At 64.5% G+C, this 12,855-nt stretch carries 13 protein-coding genes and 1 tRNA gene; 11 read left to right on the top strand and 3 right to left on the bottom strand.

Translation table 11 applies throughout. The features are described 5' to 3' along the window. Nucleotides 1–98 precede the first annotated feature (98 nt). From GR328_RS14650 to GR328_RS14640, 3 genes are all read left to right on the top strand, one after another. Nucleotides 99–608 carry a GNAT family N-acetyltransferase gene (locus GR328_RS14650; protein WP_160885264.1) on the top strand — a complete coding sequence of 170 codons (510 nt, stop codon included), beginning with the start codon at nt 99–101 and terminating at the stop codon, nt 606–608. Then, a complete protein-coding gene (gene cimA / locus GR328_RS14645; protein ID WP_160885263.1) occupies nt 605–2,200 on the top strand; it encodes a citramalate synthase in 1,596 nt (531 codons plus the stop codon). Before GR328_RS14650 ends, cimA begins: the two co-directional genes overlap by 4 nt. A 280-nt stretch (nt 2,201–2,480) precedes the next feature. Further along, on the top strand, nt 2,481–2,963 hold the full coding sequence (locus GR328_RS14640) for a DMT family transporter (RefSeq protein WP_246215878.1): 483 nt from the start codon (nt 2,481–2,483) through the stop codon (nt 2,961–2,963). Nucleotides 2,964–2,972: 9 nt separating this feature from the next. Here GR328_RS14640 and GR328_RS14635 read toward each other — a convergent pair whose 3' ends face one another. Further along, on the bottom strand, nt 2,973–3,581 hold the full coding sequence (locus tag GR328_RS14635; RefSeq protein ID WP_160885262.1) for an LOG family protein: 609 nt from the start codon (nt 3,579–3,581) through the stop codon (nt 2,973–2,975). A 129-nt stretch (nt 3,582–3,710) separates the two neighbouring features. Between GR328_RS14635 and GR328_RS14630 the strand changes: the two genes are divergently transcribed. From GR328_RS14630 to GR328_RS14595, 8 genes are all read left to right on the top strand, one after another. Next, entirely contained in the window at nt 3,711–5,003 is a 1,293-nt protein-coding gene (locus GR328_RS14630; RefSeq protein ID WP_160885261.1) for a LysM peptidoglycan-binding domain-containing protein, read from the top strand. A gap of 86 nt (nt 5,004–5,089) precedes the next feature. Continuing rightward, a complete protein-coding gene (locus GR328_RS14625) occupies nt 5,090–7,015 on the top strand; it encodes an ABCB family ABC transporter ATP-binding protein/permease (RefSeq protein WP_160885260.1) in 1,926 nt (641 codons plus the stop codon). 158 nt (nt 7,016–7,173) lie between these two features. After that, on the top strand, nt 7,174–7,875 hold the full coding sequence (locus GR328_RS14620; RefSeq protein WP_160885259.1) for a phosphatidylserine decarboxylase: 702 nt from the start codon (nt 7,174–7,176) through the stop codon (nt 7,873–7,875). Nucleotides 7,876–8,086: 211 nt separating this feature from the next. Then, complete coding sequence (gene pssA, locus GR328_RS14615; protein WP_160885258.1) at nt 8,087–8,941, top strand: CDP-diacylglycerol--serine O-phosphatidyltransferase; 855 nt, start codon at nt 8,087–8,089, stop codon at nt 8,939–8,941. Nucleotides 8,942–9,044: 103 nt separating this feature from the next. Further along, nucleotides 9,045–9,695 (top strand): Maf-like protein, encoded by a 651-nt coding sequence (locus tag GR328_RS14610; RefSeq protein ID WP_160885257.1) that lies wholly within the window; start codon nt 9,045–9,047, stop codon nt 9,693–9,695. An 18-nt stretch (nt 9,696–9,713) separates the two neighbouring features. Then, nucleotides 9,714–9,920 (top strand): DNA gyrase inhibitor YacG, encoded by a 207-nt coding sequence (gene yacG / locus GR328_RS14605; protein ID WP_160885256.1) that lies wholly within the window; start codon nt 9,714–9,716, stop codon nt 9,918–9,920. A gap of 99 nt (nt 9,921–10,019) precedes the next feature. Further along, nucleotides 10,020–10,095, top strand: a tRNA-Phe gene (locus GR328_RS14600). Nucleotides 10,096–10,783: 688 nt separating this feature from the next. After that, the gene (locus GR328_RS14595) at nt 10,784–11,191 is read left to right on the top strand and encodes a hypothetical protein (protein WP_160885255.1); all 408 of its coding nucleotides are present in this window, start codon (nt 10,784–10,786) and stop codon (nt 11,189–11,191) included. 152 nt (nt 11,192–11,343) lie between these two features. Here GR328_RS14595 and GR328_RS14590 read toward each other — a convergent pair whose 3' ends face one another. Both GR328_RS14590 and GR328_RS14585 read right to left on the bottom strand, forming a co-directional pair. Further along, the gene (locus GR328_RS14590; protein WP_160885254.1) at nt 11,344–11,919 is read right to left on the bottom strand and encodes a cation efflux transmembrane domain-containing protein; all 576 of its coding nucleotides are present in this window, start codon (nt 11,917–11,919) and stop codon (nt 11,344–11,346) included. A gap of 249 nt (nt 11,920–12,168) precedes the next feature. Continuing rightward, nucleotides 12,169–12,828 carry a transglutaminase-like cysteine peptidase gene (locus GR328_RS14585; protein ID WP_160885253.1) on the bottom strand — a complete coding sequence of 220 codons (660 nt, stop codon included), beginning with the start codon at nt 12,826–12,828 and terminating at the stop codon, nt 12,169–12,171. Nucleotides 12,829–12,855 lie beyond the last annotated feature (27 nt).

The following is a 12,855-nucleotide window of genomic DNA, read 5'->3' as shown; positions in this document are numbered from 1 at the left end:
GAAGAAAAGCGCGGCGCCTTCCATGATCGGGACCCCCGACACAGGGCCGGTGGTGACGGACGCGCAGTCGCCCGCGCATCGAGCTGGGAGGCATGCTGATGGGACAGTCGTTGTCGAAACCGGGACTCCGTCCCTTCCTTCCCGCCGACCTTCCGACGCTTGTCGAGATCTTCCAGGCGAGCATCGAGGAGCTGACGGGCGAGGATTACAGCGAGGCCCAGCAGGAGGCCTGGATGCTCCAGGCCGAGGAGGAGGATTTCGCCGGAAGGCTGGCGAAGGATCTCACCCTCGTCGCGACGGTCGAAGGCTCGGCCGTCGGCTTCATCGCGCTCAAGGACAACGAGCTGATCGAGCTGTTCCACGTGCATCCCGCCGCAGCGGGGCAGGGGATCGGCACCATGCTCTACGACGCGGTCGAGAAGCTCGCCACCGCACGCGGCGCGAAGCGCCTCGTGGCGGAGGTCAGCGACAACGCGCAGCCCTTTTTCCAGAAGCACGGCTTCCAGCCTCAGCGCCGCAACACATTGTCGCTCGGCGACGAGTGGCTCGGAACCACCACGATGGAAAAGCGCCTCGCGCCTGCCGAGGACAGGAAGCTGTCGTCATGACCCGCGAGCGCGTCTATCTCTTCGACACCACATTGCGCGACGGGGCGCAGACCACCGGCGTCGATTTCTCGCTCGACGACAAGCGAGCCATCGCCACGCTGCTCGACCGGCTCGGCATCGATTACGTGGAGGGTGGCTATCCGGGCGCGAATCCCCTCGACACCACCTTCTTCTCGGAGAAGCGCACCAAGAACGCCAAGTTCACGGCCTTCGGCATGACCAAGCGGGCGGGGCGCTCGGTCTCGAACGACACCGGCGTTTCGGCTCTGTTGGAGGCCCAGGCCGACGCGATCTGCTTCGTGGCGAAATCCTGGGACTATCACGTGCGCGTGGCGCTCGAGACGACGCTCGACGAGAACCTCGCCGGAATCCGGGACAGCGTCGAGGCCGCGTGTGCCAGGGGGCGCGAGGTGATCGTCGATTGCGAGCACTTCTTCGATGGTTACAAGGCCAATCCGGATTATGCGCTCTCCTGCGCGAAGACGGCTTACGAGGCGGGCGCGCGCTGGGTCGTGCTCTGCGACACCAACGGCGGCACGCTGCCTCACGAGGTGACGCAGATCGTGGAGACCGTGACAGCCGTCGTGCCGGGCGCGCATCTGGGCATCCACGCCCATGACGATTGCGGCTGCGCCGTCGCCAATTCGCTCGCGGCGGTGGAGGCGGGCGCGCGGCATGTCCAGGGCACGCTCAACGGCCTCGGCGAGCGTTGCGGCAACGCGAACCTCATCACGCTTATCGGCGCGCTGAAGCTGAAGGATGCTTATGCCTCCCGCTTCGATCTCGGCGTCGCGGACGAGGCGCTGGGCGGGCTCACCCATGTCTCGCGGCAGGTGGACGAGATCCTCAACCGCCAGCCCAACCGGCACGCGCCATTCGTCGGTGCGAGCGCCTTCGCAACCAAGGCGGGAATCCATGCCTCCGCCGTTCTGAAGGACCCGCGCACCTACGAGCATGTGGAGCCCGAGGTCGTCGGCAACCTGCGCAAGGTTCTCGTCTCCGATCAGGGCGGGCAGTCCAACATTCTCGCGGAGCTCAAGCGTTGCGGCTTCTCTTTGGAGAAAGGCGACCCGCGCATCGGGCGCGTGCTCGACGAGGTGAAGCGCAAGGAGGCGGAGGGCTTCGCCTTCGAAGGCGCGGACGCCTCCTTCTACGTGCTGGTCAAGCGGATGCTCGGCGAGGTGCCGGCCTTCTTCGACGTGGAGCGATTCTCGGTGAACGTGGAGCGCCGCTACAACGCGATGGGCGAACTCGTCACCGCATCGGAAGCCATCGTGAAGGTGCGCGTGGGCGACGAGGTTCTCATCTCTGCAGCCGAGGGGAACGGCCCGGTTAACGCGCTCGACGTCGCCCTGCGCAAGGATCTCGGCAAGTATCAGCATCTGATCCAAGATCTGGAATTGGTGGATTACAAGGTGCGCATCTACCAGGGCGGTTCGGATGCCGTGACCCGCGTGCTGATCGAATTCGCCGATGCGTCGGGCGATCGCTGGACCACCATCGGGGTGTCCGCGAACATCATCGATGCCTCGTTCCAGGCGCTGACCGATTCCATGATCTACAAGCTGCTCAAGAGCGGGGCGATGCTGTAGAGAGGTGCCGGCTTTCTTCGCTCCCCTTGTGAGGAGGGGTAGAGGCTGGCGGTCACAACGTCCGGGCGATGCGCATCGGCAAGAGTGCCTGAGGCCCATTCGTCATGTCATGGTCGTCTCCGGACTTGATCCGGGGATCAGTTCCGGCCATCCCCATGCGAAGGACGCAAGCGCTCCCATGGATCGGAATCACCGGCCCTGTGCCGGTGATGACATGAGAGGGAGCCGGGGGGAACGGAGAGGCGCGGAAAACCGGGTCCACATTTCTCCCTGATACGCTATGAACCGTTCATTCCAGAACCAAGTCGATCCAATGAACCTTTCGCTCCTCCTGCCCCTGTCCGGCATTCTCATCGGCGGCGTCTTTCTGTCGTCGCAGGCCCCCATCAACGCGGCGCTCGCGCGCGCTCTCGGTGACCCGCTGCTGGCAGCCTGCATCTCGTTCGGCATCGGTTTCGTGATCCTGGCGGCCGTCAGTGCGTTTCGCGGCGTCCTGCCCACGGGCAGCGCCATCGCCTCCGCGCCCTGGTGGGCATGGCTCGGTGGGGTCCTCGGCGCGTTCTACGTAGCGATCGTGATCTGGGGCGTGCCGCAGCTCGGCGCGGTGAGCACCGTGGCGGCGCTGGTGTTCGGGCAGGTGATCGCGGCTCTGGTGCTCGACGCCGTCGGCGCCTTCGGGCTTCCGGTTCAGGAAATTTCCTGGCAGCGCGTCGTGGCGGCGCTGCTCATCCTGGGCGGGCTGGTTCTGTCCCGCGCAGGATGAGCGGCCGATTCAGAACTTCGTTTCGATCAGATCCGCATTCTCGACGATGCCGATGCGGCGGGCGGAAGCCTCGAGCATGGGAATCACGTCCTCGACCTTTTCGGCCACCAGATAATTGAGTTCCAGGCCCGCGCGGATGAAGCCCTGGTCGCGCATATGGGCGAAGAGGGTGAGAAGCGGCTTCCAGAAACCTTTGGTGCTGAGCATCAGAATCGGTTTCGTGTGGCGGCCGAGCTGCGCCCAGGTCATCTGTTCCACGAGTTCTTCCAGCGTTCCGATGCCGCCGGGGAGCGCCACGAAGGCGTCCGCTCTCTCGAACATCATACGCTTGCGGGTGTGCATGTCCGACACGACGATGGTCTCCTGGACCTCGTCGAGGAGCTTTTCGCGCGACTTCAGGAAGTCCGGGATGATGCCCGTGACATAACCGCCATGGTCGAGCACGGCCTGGGCAATCGTGCCCATCAGGCCCACATTGCCCCCGCCATAGACGAGATTGATTTCCTGCTCGGCCATGGCTCGACCCAGTGCCGCCGCCGTTTCGGCGAAGACCGGATCGTCTCCGAATCCGGAGCCGCAGTAAACACAGATGGATTTGATGGGTTTGAGATCTGACATGGGCACTTCGGGGAGGAGGGGAGCCTCCCGCGTTGTATCATAAAACATAGAGATTCCCTTTTATGGCCGTAGCCTTTTGAAAGATAAACGGTTTAAATGCACGAAAGTGCCCCGGTAGAGAAAAAGCACATGGCGCAGGCAACGGAAATCAAAGGAACGATCGCGATTCTCGGCGCGGCGGCAGCCGGCGTCGTGGCGGTTCTTGTCGGCGCCCTCTACTGGGCTTGGCCCAGCACCCCTGAACCCCCGGGCTCGGCAGCCGCGCCCCAGGCGGCCATCCAGCAGCCCGCGCCGCAGCAGAGCCCTCCGGCCGAGTCCGCGCCCGCCAAGCCTGCGGAGACCAGAGCCCCGGCTCCCAAGGCAGCCGAGGCTCCCATCGTGCCCTCCTTCGATCTCGTCCGGGTCGAGCCCAATGGCGAAAGCGTGATTGCAGGGCGCGCCGCTCCGGGCGCCACCATCGAACTCCTGAGAGGCGATCAGGTCCACTCCCGGGCCGTCGCGGATGCTTCGGGGCTTTTCGCCATCGTGCCTCCGGCCCTGCCGCCGGGCTCGCACCAGATCGTGCTGCAATCGATTGCGCCGGACGGGGCCCGCCAGCGCTCCACCCAGAGCGTGACGGTGGTGATCGACGCGGCCCAGAAGCGGCCCCTGGTGACCTTGACCACGCCGGACCAGCCGACGGTCGTCCTCTCCAACCCGGAGCCGCCGGAGCCGCAGGTCGCGCAGAATGCGCCGAAGGAGCCCGAGCAACCGGCGCAACCCGAAGGGCCCGCTCAGCCTGCGCCGCAGCCGCCGCAGCAGCAGGCGAATGCCGCCCCCGAGCCGCCGGCACAGCCTGCGCCGCGGCCCGAGATCAAGATCGTGAGCGTCGAGACCGAGGAAGGAAAGCTCTTCGTGTCCGGCGTCTCGGCTCCGGGCGCGACGGTCCGCCTGTATCTCAACGACGCCCTTATCGCTCCCGGCGGGGCAGGGGCTGACGGAAAGGTCTCCTTCTCCATCGGCTCTGGCGTCCGGCCGGGCGATTACCGCATTCGTCTCGACGATGTGGATCCGGTCTCCGGCCAAGTGAAATCCCGCGCCGAGGTCGCTTTCAACGTGCCTGTGCAGGTGGCTTCCTCCCGGCGGGAGGCGCCGGGCACGACGCCGCCGTCGCAATCTCCGTCCACCCAGGGGCAGCCAGCCGCGAGGGCCAGCGCCGAAGCCCAGGTGGCTGCGGCCGGAACGATCGTGATCCCGAACATCAACACCGCGATCGTCTCCCGGGGCGACAATCTCTGGCGGATCAGCCAGCGGATCTACGGTAGCGGTTACCGCTATACCGTCATTTACGGGGCGAACCAGGACCAGATCCGCAATCCGGATCTCATCTATCCGGGACAGGTTTTCGTGCTTCCCAGCAGCGAGGAACGGAAAACCAACTAGCCTGATGGGGCCGTGAACGCCGCGGGGTGAATTCCTGTCTCCGAACCCTTATATCGGGGCCGACGGTTCATTCGGATTCTCTGGTCATGCCTCCCACTTCCTCGGTCCCCCCGACGAGCGCCGCCGTGCTCAGGCCCAAAGGCTTGTCCGCAACCTGGACGAAGCTCTGGCCCTATCTCTGGCCGCAGGGACGAGCCGACCTCCAGCGCCGTGTCTTTCTGGCCTTCGGCCTGCTCCTCGTCGCCAAGGGCGTGACCATGGTGACGCCGTTCGCCTTCAAATGGGCGACGGATGCCCTGGTGGCTGTCACGGGCAGCGGGAACCTGGCGACCGAGGCGGCCGCCGCCTCCGGCTCCTGGTTATGGAAGTCGCCGATCCTGCTCACCCTCGTCTACGGCGTCACGCGCATACTCATGGCGGTGCTGACGCAGGTTCGCGACGGGCTCTTCGCGAAGGTCGCCATGCATGCGGTGCGTAAGCTGGCGCTCCAGGCCTTCGAGCACATGCACCGCCTTTCGCTGCGCTTCCATCTCGAGCGCAAGACAGGCGGCCTGACTCGCGTTCTGGAGCGCGGCCGCGAAGGCATCGAGGATCTTTCGCGTCTCGTGGTGCTGACCCTGGTTCCCACCATTCTCGAGTTCGTGCTGGTGCTGGGACTCCTGGCCTGGGAGTTCGACTGGGTCTATTCCGCCGTCGTTTTCGTGATGGTGGTGATCTACCTCGCCTATACGTACAAGGCGACCCAGTGGCGAATTTCCATTCGCAAGCAGATGAACGACTCCGACACGGATGCCAATACGAAGGCGGTCGATTCCCTGCTGAACTACGAGACGGTGAAGTATTTCGGCGCCGAGCAGCGGGAAACCGCCCGCTACGACCGCTCGATGGAGCGCTACGAGAGGGCCTCCACCCAGACCTATACCTCCCTTGCCGTGCTCAATGCCGGTCAGGCGGTGATCTTCTCCATCGGCATGGCGATCGTGATGGTCCTGGCGGCCCGGGACATCATGGCGGGCCGCGTGTCCGTCGGCAGCTTCGTGCTCGTCAACGCCATGCTGGTCCAGCTCTACATCCCGCTGAACTTCATGGGCATGCTCTATCGCGAGATCAAGCAGGCGCTCATCGACATCGACGACATGTTCGACATCATCGAGCGCAACCCGGAAATCCAGGACAAGCCGGATTCGAAGCCGCTCGAGGTCAAACAGGCCATCGTGCGCTTCGAGGACGTGCATTTCTCGTATATTCCGGAGCGTCCCATCCTGAAGGGCGTGACCTTCGAGGTGCCGGCGGGGCACACGGTCGCCATCGTCGGGCCTTCGGGCGCGGGCAAGTCGACCATCTCGCGCCTGCTGTTCCGCTTCTACGAGCCCACGAGCGGCCGCATCCTCATCGACGGGCAGGACATTGCGGACGTGCAGCAGTCGAGCTTGCGCAAGGTCATCGGCATGGTCCCGCAGGATACCGTGCTGTTCAACGACACGATCGGATACAACATCCGGTACGGCCGTTGGGACGCGACCCAGGAAGAGGTGAGGGAGGCCGCGCGCCTCGCCCAGATCGACCGATTCATCGGTCTCCTGCCGGAGGGATACGACACCCCCGTGGGCGAGCGTGGCCTCAAGCTCTCGGGCGGCGAGAAGCAGCGCGTGGCCATTGCCCGCACGATCCTGAAGGCCCCGCCGATCCTCGTCCTCGACGAGGCGACCTCGGCCCTGGACACCTTCACGGAGAAGGAGATCCAGGACGCTCTCGACCGGGTCAGCCGCGGCCGCACCACCCTGGTGATCGCCCATCGGCTGTCCACCGTCATCGGGGCTGACGAGATCATCGTCCTCGACCACGGGCGCATCGTGGAGCGGGGTAATCACGCGAGCCTTCTGGCGCTCGGCGGGGTCTATGCCTCCATGTGGAACCGTCAGCGCGAGGCCGACCAAGCCCGCGAGACCCTGAAGCGCGCTGAAGAGGAAGACCGGCCGAAGGATCGGGCGGAAGAAACCGCGGCAGGTTGACGGAAGCCTCTCCGCCTGCCATCCCCTCGCAAACTCAAGAGCTTGATCAAGTCTCCTTGAAACAGGGTCAAGCTCTCGATTCGTTTTTTTGCCGCATGATCCGGGCGAGCAGCCGGTTTCCACTTGCTCTGATCATGCTCCAGCAAGGCTCCAAGAGAATGACCGATATCCTCGAATCGATGCGCCGCATCTTCGTCCCGATCCACAAGGAGGGGTATCCCTTCATTCTGATCGCGCTGTTCGCGACCATCGTCCTGGCCTGGCTGTGGTCGCCGCTGGGCTGGATCGGCACCATCCTCACCGTATGGGTCTGCTACTTCTTCCGCGATCCGCCGCGCGTGACCCCTCTGCGCGAGGGCCTCGTCGTCTCCCCGGCGGACGGGCGAGTGAACCTGATCACCACAGCGGTTCCTCCGGCCGAACTCAGCCTGCCGCCCGAACCGATGACCCGGATCTCGGTCTTCATGAACGTATTCGACTGCCACGTGAACCGCTCACCGGTGACGGGCCGGATCGAGCAAATCCTTTATAGTCCTGGTCTTTTCCTCAATGCCGAGCTCGACAAGGCCAGTGAGGACAACGAGCGCAACGCCCTCGTCATCGAGACGGCGGGCACCCGCATCGGCGTGGTGCAGATCGCGGGCCTCGTGGCGCGCCGCATCGTCTCCTTCGTGAAGGTGGGCGACACGTTGAGCACCGGCGAGCGCTTCGGTCTGATCCGCTTCGGGTCCCGTCTGGACATCTATGTTCCGATGAGCGCCCAGGTTCTCGTGGGCCTCGGCCAGACGGCCGTCGCGGGGGAGACGGTTCTGGCGGACCTGACCGCCAACGAGCCCGCCCGCCAGTACCGGAACGGCTGATCCCGCGCGGCAGGAGGGGCAGGTTCCCGCCTGCCGGGCTTCCCGGACGAAACTGTCCACAGCAGTTTGCTCTTTCTCAATTCCGTACGCCGCGCGGCTCGCCCTTCCGGTCAGGCGGCTCCCTTTCTCCGAAAGCCCCGATCTCTGACCCGAAGGGCCACGCTCGCGAAAACCGGGTCCACTTTTCCGTGCGATGCGTTAGGTTCATGCCATGAGTGATCTTTTCCCGCCCTTCGCCCCGGATCCGAACGAACCGCGCAAGCGGCTCTTCAAACCCGTTCCGTTCCGCGTCATCGTTCCCAACATCATCACCCTCATCGCCCTGTGCCTGGGGCTCACCGCGATCAGGCTCGCCTTCGAGGGGCGCTATGAACCCGCGGTCGTCGCCATCGTGGTGGCAGCCCTGTTGGACGGGGTCGACGGGCGAGTGGCGCGGCTGCTGAAGGGCACTTCCCGCTTCGGCGCGGAGCTGGATTCCCTGGCCGATTTCGTCAATTTCGGCGTGACGCCCGCCCTTATTCTCTACAGCTTCCTGCTGAACGAGCTGAAGGCGATCGGGTGGATCGCCGTGCTGGTCTTCGCCATCGCGATGGTTCTGCGGCTCGCCCGCTTCAACGTGATGCTCGACGATCCGCATCGGCCCGAATGGAAGAAGAACTTCTTCACCGGCATGCCCGCTCCAGCAGGGGCGCTGACCTCGATGCTGCCTCTCTACCTCTCGTTTCTGGGCTTTCCCATCGGTCCTGCGATCGCTCCCATCGCGCTCGTCTACCTGCTGGGGCTCGCCTTTCTGATGGTGTCCACCATCCCGGTCTATTCGGGCAAGACCATCGGCCTGAACGTTCCGCGCCATTGGGTGCTGCCGATCTTCGTGCTGTCGGTGGCGGTCTTCGGGCTGCTGGTGAACTTTCCCTGGGAGATGCTGACCGGCATCACGGTTCTCTTCCTCGGCTCGATTCCCCTCAGCGTCATGCGCTACCGCCAGCTCGAGCGCGCGGACGCCGTCAGAGTCGCTTCCGCCCCGCAGCCCGAAGCGCCGGAAGCCGAGGCGCCCCCTGACGCTTGAATCAAGCGTTGCAGGTGCCATGTTGTGACCGGGCGTAGCCTTCGCCCGGCTGGTAATCAATTATCGTGAAGGGCTTCAATGGCCCTGGAGCGTGGAGATCAAAGTGGCGTCCTCTTCCGAGCTGTCGAATCCCAGCGGGCGTCCGAAGCTCGTTCTGGCTTCCGCCTCGCCCCGCAGGCTCGCCCTGCTGCAGCAGGCCGGGATCGAGCCCGATGCCCTTCTGCCCGCCGATGTGGACGAAACCCCCTTGAAGAACGAGGGCCCCAAGGACCTCGCCAAGCGTCTCGCCCGCTCCAAGGCGGAAGTCGCCCGAAAGACGGCCCGCAACCGCGAGGACCTGAAGGACGCCTATATCCTGTCCGCCGATACGGTGGTGGTCTCCGGCGGGCGCATTCTGCCCAAGGCCGAGGTAGAGGACGAGGCGGCCGGGTGCCTGCGTATGTTGTCGGGCCGGGCTCATCGGGTCTACACCTCCGTCTGCCTCATCACCCCCAAGGATTCGATCCGCGATCGCCTCGTGGAAACCCGCGTGCGCTTCAAGCGTCTCTCCCGTGAGGAGTTCGAGCGCTATCTCGCGTCGGGCGAGTGGCGCGGAAAGGCGGGCGGCTATGCCATTCAGGGGCTTGCCGGCACTTTTGTGGTGAAGCTGGTCGGCTCCTACACCAACGTGGTGGGGCTGCCCCTCTACGAGGCGGTTGTGCTGCTCGATGGGGAGGGCTTCCCCGTACGCTCCACTTGGCTCGACGCTGCCTGATCGGAGAAGGAGCGAGGCATGGACCCTGCCAACGAGAACAAGCCCCTGGCATCCACCGGCACATGCCCGATCTGCGGCAAGCCGACTATCCTGGACTACAAGCCCTTCTGCTCCAAGCGCTGTGCGGACGTGGATTTGAACCGCTGGCTGTCGGGCAGCTACGCCATTCCCGCCGTGGACGATCCGGAGGACCGCGGCGAGGACGCGCGGGAAGACGGTCAATAAAATTTCTTCTAAAAAATTCTCTTCCGGCGGCTGGACAGGCGGCGAAGGTCTGACTATACAACCGCCCACGACGCGCACGGCACCAGCCGCGCATCGGATGCCCAGGTAGCTCAGTTGGTAGAGCATGCGACTGAAAATCGCAGTGTCGGTGGTTCGATTCCGCCCCTGGGCACCATTCCTCCCCTAAGTGCTTGAAGGCCTTATCTTGCAGGCTGAATGATCTGACGCCGGTGGACCGAACCGGTTGAAGAGCCATGAGCCTTCAAATGACACGTCCAACGAGCCGCCCCGATTCCTCGTATCGCCAGTTCGAGAAGAACGTGCCCGGCAGGGTGTCCCAGCGCGTACGTGGTCGGCTTTTCGTTATTGAGTCCCCGCCGCTGCGGAGTGAGCGGCAAAGGCCCGCATCGGCATCGCGGAAGCGCGCTTCCGGCGGCTGTTCGAAGCCATCGAGCAGGGACCGGCACCGCTTACATACAAGCAGATCATCGCTCTGTCCGGCGAGATCTGTCGGCTGTACGTCGAGTGATTTGAGGAGGACCCCGGATCGCCTGCGGAATGGGGCGCGCTAAGGCGATCAATCGCGCCATTCTCGAAGGCCCGATCAGCCAAGCGCCCGCAACTGAGCTAGGGGAAAGTCAATGACCAAGCGGCAGCCGCCGTGTTGTTTGGGGCTGACCTGACGGCGCAAGTGAATTCATTCCTGCCATCCGAAGCCGGCGTCCGAAGCCAGCCCGGAGGGGCTTGAGATGCGCTTCGGTAGGCTCGCCTCCCGGGTCCTGACGAAGCATGGCCTGGAGGTCGAACGCCGAAACACGGCTGAAGCTGCTGAGGGAGGTCGGCAGGGCTGCCCAAGACGCAGGATGGCGATACAAACGGGCAAGGCCACAGGGCGTAAGCCGAGCACCCACGAGAGCGACCGCCAGACCATCGAGAACCTGATCACTTATCTCGATCATGATGATCCGCACCGGGTGCGTCGCGAGGATGTTCTCGGATTCAAGAACCATCGGCTGGCTTCTATCAATTCACGCACAGGCAAACTGGTTGCAGCGAAGACCGTCAAGGACTTCGATCTCGTCGCCCTGAAGGCGGTCCTCGGCTGGGCGCGCAAGAGCAATCTCACGAGCTGCAATCCCGCCGAGGGCGTAACCCTGGATCTCGGCAAGCCGCAGCGACTGCGGTGGCCGGATCTCACCGATGCGGAAGCCGAAGCTATCCTCAGACACGCTCTCCATGCGCAGCGCGGACGAGAGCGCCCGAAAACCTAGGCCGCCAAGAAACGGGTGCCGTGGCTCATGGCCTATACCGGTGCTCGTCTCGGGGAAATGACGCAACTAAGAAAGCAGGATGTCCAGCGCGAGGCCCGGCACACTGGTCGGAACGGGAAGTCGCTCAAACGCAAGCCCCCGCATTCCGCCGCCTATGCAGCCTGCGCTTCCATGCCGGCTTCGTCCGGGTCCACGCGCCAGGCGTCGCGGGCCGCCTCGACGCCCTCCCAAGCGATGTAGGACACGATGACCAGAGTCGCTACGGGATCGGCCCACCACCAGCCCATGGTCTCCGTGAGAATGAGCCCGGCCAGCACCACGACCGTCTGATACTGGCAGATCAGCGTGTCGTTGGCGTCGTACTTGAGCGACTTGGCGTCTAGCTTCTTGCCGTAATGATACTTGCCCCAGGCCAGGACTGGATTGACCACGAGAGCCACGACCAGAATGCCGATGCCGAGCCAGGAGAAAGCCGGGGCTTTCTGCGCGATGAACGTGCTGACCGCCTCATAGAGAATGAAGGCCACCACGATCCAGAATGCGGCCGCGACGACCGACAGGGCGGTCTTCTTTCGCCGCGTCAGGCCGTGAGGGCTGATCTCGCGTTCCTCTCCGTGTAGCCGCCAGATCATCGCCCCTGCGGAAGCGCCCTCCACGTTGCTGTCGAATCCCCGGCTCACCAGTGCCGCGCTGCCCGAGAGGAACCCGGCAGTCAGCGAGATGACCACTCGGCAAGCCTAGCAAAACGGATCGCAGTTGCTTCTGTTCCTGTCAGCTCACAGACAGAGGGAGCGGCGTGTGCCTGTCCGGCCAGGCATGATCGGAATTGTGCGCTGGCCGATGCCGGTTACGCTCCTGGCGGATCGAAAAGGACCGTCCTCGCGCCGACCAGGACGACCGCCGCGCCCGCAGCGTCCCAAGGGTCGGGCCTCCGCCTGCCATGGCCCAAAGCCAAGCGAGCGAGGCTGCGACGTCGACTATTGGTTCGCCGTCATCACGGGCGAGGTCTGGTGGCGGAGCGAGGCCCAGGCCGTGCCGCCGTCACCCTCGCGCTTGATATAGGTGTAGCCGGTCCTGTGCCAGGGCAGGACGGCGTCCTTCTTATTGTCGAGGATGAAGTCACCCCGGCTAGTTCGCACCATCATGACGGCGTGACCCGCGCCCAGCTCGTCGATCACCACGGTCATGCGCAGCGCCCGGCGCGGAAAGCCTGCCTCGACCAGGCGCTTGCGCTTGACGAGCTGGTAGTCCTCGCAATCGCCGTAGCCGTCCTCGGCAAGGTCCCATACGTCCTCGACGCCCCAGTGATCCTTATCGGTCTTCGCCTTGATGCTGGCGTTAACCTGGTGGTTGATCCGGTTGAGGGTCTGCCATTCCTTCGCCGTGAGCTCGATAGTGGCCGGCTCGGAGAGGTCAACGGCGCACTCGGCCGGGTTCTGCTGGCAGAAGCGGACCCAGCCCATGATCGGCCTTGCGGTGCCTACCTTGGCAACGGGCTGGGACACGCCTGGCAGGATGCTCCCGGTCTGGGTCTGCGCCTGCGCTGCGGTCAGGGCGAGGGAGACGGCGGCGGCGAAACGGAACGTGCTCCTGGAAAAAGTCCGAACGCTCAGAAGCCCGAAGAGAGGTTGCCGCATTGCCCCCACCGATGTGCCGTTAAGGAT

The sequence above is a fragment of the Microvirga makkahensis genome (assembly GCF_009830105.1).
Classification (GTDB): Bacteria; Pseudomonadota; Alphaproteobacteria; order Rhizobiales; family Beijerinckiaceae; genus Microvirga; species Microvirga makkahensis.
This window is presented reverse-complemented; position numbering and strand designations above follow the sequence as displayed.

What these genes read in the sequence shown, in the direction of transcription:
- GR328_RS14650 (WP_160885264.1), top strand. Translation starts at nt 99, where the DNA reads ATGGGACAGTCGTTGTCGAAACCGGGACTCCGTCCCTTCCTTCCCGCC.
- cimA (WP_160885263.1), top strand. Translation starts at nt 605, where the DNA reads ATGACCCGCGAGCGCGTCTATCTCTTCGACACCACATTGCGCGACGGG.
- GR328_RS14640 (WP_246215878.1), top strand. Translation starts at nt 2,481, where the DNA reads ATGAACCGTTCATTCCAGAACCAAGTCGATCCAATGAACCTTTCGCTC.
- GR328_RS14635 (WP_160885262.1), bottom strand. Translation starts at nt 3,581, where the DNA reads ATGTCAGATCTCAAACCCATCAAATCCATCTGTGTTTACTGCGGCTCC.
- GR328_RS14630 (WP_160885261.1), top strand. Translation starts at nt 3,711, where the DNA reads ATGGCGCAGGCAACGGAAATCAAAGGAACGATCGCGATTCTCGGCGCG.
- GR328_RS14625 (WP_160885260.1), top strand. Translation starts at nt 5,090, where the DNA reads ATGCCTCCCACTTCCTCGGTCCCCCCGACGAGCGCCGCCGTGCTCAGG.
- GR328_RS14620 (WP_160885259.1), top strand. Translation starts at nt 7,174, where the DNA reads ATGACCGATATCCTCGAATCGATGCGCCGCATCTTCGTCCCGATCCAC.
- pssA (WP_160885258.1), top strand. Translation starts at nt 8,087, where the DNA reads ATGAGTGATCTTTTCCCGCCCTTCGCCCCGGATCCGAACGAACCGCGC.
- yacG (WP_160885256.1), top strand. Translation starts at nt 9,714, where the DNA reads ATGGACCCTGCCAACGAGAACAAGCCCCTGGCATCCACCGGCACATGC.
- GR328_RS14595 (WP_160885255.1), top strand. Translation starts at nt 10,784, where the DNA reads ATGGCGATACAAACGGGCAAGGCCACAGGGCGTAAGCCGAGCACCCAC.
- GR328_RS14585 (WP_160885253.1), bottom strand. Translation starts at nt 12,828, where the DNA reads ATGCGGCAACCTCTCTTCGGGCTTCTGAGCGTTCGGACTTTTTCCAGG.